At 28.4% G+C, this 2,910-nt stretch carries 4 protein-coding genes; 3 read left to right on the top strand and 1 reads right to left on the bottom strand.

All coding sequences use genetic code 11. The features are described 5' to 3' along the window. Window positions 1-177: 177 nt before the first annotated feature. The 3 genes from B0A78_RS08570 to B0A78_RS08560 all read left to right on the top strand — a co-directional run bounded on the left by B0A78_RS08570 (window position 178) and on the right by B0A78_RS08560 (window position 2,528). Window positions 178-1,461 carry a hypothetical protein gene (locus tag B0A78_RS08570; protein WP_097609577.1) on the top strand — a complete coding sequence of 428 codons (1,284 nt, stop codon included), beginning with the start codon at window positions 178-180 and terminating at the stop codon, window positions 1,459-1,461. Continuing rightward, window positions 1,458-1,892 (top strand): hypothetical protein, encoded by a 435-nt coding sequence (locus B0A78_RS08565; RefSeq protein WP_123906739.1) that lies wholly within the window; start codon window positions 1,458-1,460, stop codon window positions 1,890-1,892. Before B0A78_RS08570 ends, B0A78_RS08565 begins: the two co-directional genes overlap by 4 nt. Window positions 1,893-2,192: 300 nt before the next feature. Then, a complete protein-coding gene (locus B0A78_RS08560) occupies window positions 2,193-2,528 on the top strand; it encodes a hypothetical protein (protein WP_014166613.1) in 336 nt (111 codons plus the stop codon). 7 nt (window positions 2,529-2,535) lie between these two features. Here B0A78_RS08560 and B0A78_RS08555 read toward each other — a convergent pair. Then, the coding region (locus B0A78_RS08555; protein WP_133065783.1) for an integrase core domain-containing protein at window positions 2,536-2,910 on the bottom strand (375 nt) is incomplete at its 5' end.

Below are 2,910 nucleotides of genomic sequence, written 5' to 3'. Positions count from 1 at the left end.
GTAACAGGTAAGTTGACGGAGATTATTGATGGAGATATGGTTTCTGAAACAAAAAAGGAAAGAATTCTTTCGAGCAACGGAAAAATAGTTTCTCAAAGCGAAGGAACTCACGAACAACATTCTAAAAAAGAAGTTCAGAATAATTCTGCAGAGAAGTCTAAAATATTCTAAAATGTTATGGGAAAGACAACAATTGTAAAAGGCAATGTATTTCTAACAACAGGAGGAAATTTTAAAGTTCACAGCAAAGAGAATATTGAGAACCATTCTCAACAACAGGTAATACAAAAAGGTGTAGATAAAGGTGTAACTCATAACAAACCTAAATCAGCAACATTAACAGATTTAAAAATTATTAAAGTTGAAGGGCCTTTTGATGAGAATGACAAGTTGATGGATAAAATAGGTTTTGAAAAATTTTACACCTACAAGGCTACACCGTCAAGAAAACCAACCGAGGCTGAGGTTAAACTCTTAAAGTGGGCAACTAAAAATGATGATGAAAAAATTAAAGAATTAGGAGGAGTAGCTTCTAATAATCAACTTAGTAAAGATGGGAAAATTATTATTAATATAGCTATTAATAATGAATGTGAAAAGGCAAGGGTTTATGCCTTTTATAAAAAAGCAAGTGATAGTATAAGTGTAAACGTAACTATGCTTGAACCATTGATAATTTTTGTTTGTGGTTATTGGAATAAAGATATGCCTTATGCTGGAGACCAATGGAATGAAAAATATTGGGGGAAAAGCTTAAGGGAAGTCTCAAAAAAATACTTTAAAACTGAAATTGAATTTTTTTTAAACGGAGCAGGGAATTGGCATTCTCAAGGAGGAACTCGATGGAAAAATGGAGAAAAATTTGCAACTGATAGATATAAAAATCAAAAATCTAAATTTTTCAAAGAAGTTTTTAAAGACAAAAGAAAAATAATGATTGTCTCTCATAGTATGGGTGGTGCTTTTGCCGAAGGTATGATAAGTTTTTTAGTTAAAAAAGGAGTAAAAGTTAGTAAAGTTGTTCACCTATCACCAGCAGATACTTCTCAATTTTCTGTTACTTTACCAGACAAAACATATCAAATAGATATTACTTGGGATCCTGTTTTATCATATAAAAATCTTGACGATTCTCAAACAATAAAAGGGATGAAGTATTATGGCTTAATTCAAAACCCTAAACACGATGAATTTGGACATATGTATACAAAACAAGAGACATTTGTATGGAATGCATTTGAGGATTTAGAAAAAATAGAGTTATTATTTAATAGAAGTGAAACTAAATATGAAAGATTGCCTTCCGATGGCTTAGGACCTGTTACCACTATTAAAATGGAGGTTAAAATTTATGATACCAAAAAAATAATTCATAATACGGTTTTTGAAAAATTAAAAAAGAATGGTAAATACTATTTCTTCGATAAGAAAATAAAAAAATATTATACTCAAAATCAATGAAAAAGAAAGCAATAATACTCTCGACAATATTTGTTTTTATTTATCTATGTTATCGCTATATGGGAATTTTTATTTTTTGGTTATTTACTCCAGGAGATGGTGAGTTAAGACCCGCAGAAAAAATTCTTTTTGAAAAAGTAAAAAGTGAAAGTAAGGCATTAGATATTTGGAGAGAACCAAAATATCATATTTCAGATCCTCGGGATAGCGTTACTTATAGATTAATAATTAGAAAAAAAGAGTCAAATATCAATATTGATTTAGATAGTTTAAAAATAAAAGCAAAAGATATTGCTATTGAAATTGAAAATAAATTAAATCTTAATTCAAAATTTATTAACTATGAAATAATTTATGAATATGTTCGTTCAGGCGATAAGAAATTCAAATTCAAAAGGACTGAAATTAAAAAACTTAATATTAAAAAGTAGTTCACCTATCACCAGCTGATTGTTCTGATTTTAAAGTTAATTATTCAAATTTAACTTATTAACTTGATATTTTTTTTAAAGAAATTTCTAATAAAATGGCAACTGAAATCAATAATAAAATATCCCTAAATGATAATTTTTATAAATATAAATTCATTTTTCACTGTAAAGAAGACACATATTCTAGTATAAGTAATTCATCTAAAAGTTTCTTTTTTTTAAGGGATAGTTTAAAAAAATGATTTTTTTGAATATAGATGATGCAGATTATAAAAATTATAATTTCAGCAAATTTATTGTATGCAGTTTTGTAAAAATTTAGATGATGCTCAAACTATTAAAGGGGTAAAACATTTTAGCTTAATTCAAAACCCTAAAGATGATGAGTTTGGAAATATGTACAGAAAACAAGAGACATTTGTATGGAATGCATTTGAGGATTTAGAAAAAATAGAGTTATTATTTAATAGAAGTGAAACTAAATATGAAAGATTGCCTTCCGATGGCTTAGGACCTGTTACCACTATTAAAATGGAGGTTAAAATTTATGATACCAAAAAAATAATTCATAATACAGTGTTTGAGAAATTAAGGAAGAATGGTAAAAATTTCTTCTTTGACAAAGCGGTTATGTAAGCTTCCCTCAATTAGCTACATTCAAAACTAAAGAAATCCAATCAATAATTTTAAATTTCTCTTGTTGAAATGTGGGAAACTCTTCGGCGGTTTCAAAGTTGAGTTTCCCATATTTCAACAAGAACCCTATAGGCGTCATATAATTCAGCCCAGAATGAGGTCTTTCATTATTATAAATCCATATCCATGCGTTTACATAATTCTGCATTTGGCGGGTTGATTCAAACATATAACAATCCAATACTTCCTGTCGAAATGTTCTATTAAAACGCTCAATCAAACTGTTTTGGGTAGGTTTTTCAGGTTGAATATAGGTTAATTCTATTTGATTATTTTGGCACCAATCCTTCATCTTTTGTGCGATAAATTCGGGACCATTATC

Source organism: Flavobacterium columnare NBRC 100251 = ATCC 23463, from assembly GCF_002530675.1.
GTDB lineage: Bacteria > Bacteroidota > Bacteroidia > Flavobacteriales > Flavobacteriaceae > Flavobacterium > Flavobacterium columnare.
Note: the sequence above shows the minus strand (reverse complement) of the source record. Positions and strands in the feature narration are given on the sequence as shown.

Excerpts from the sequence above, each read along its gene's own strand:
- B0A78_RS08570 (WP_097609577.1), top strand. The coding sequence starts at position 178 with ATGGGAAAGACAACAATTGTAAAAGGCAATGTATTTCTAACAACAGGA.
- B0A78_RS08565 (WP_123906739.1), top strand. The coding sequence starts at position 1,458 with ATGAAAAAGAAAGCAATAATACTCTCGACAATATTTGTTTTTATTTAT.
- B0A78_RS08560 (WP_014166613.1), top strand. The coding sequence starts at position 2,193 with ATGCAGTTTTGTAAAAATTTAGATGATGCTCAAACTATTAAAGGGGTA.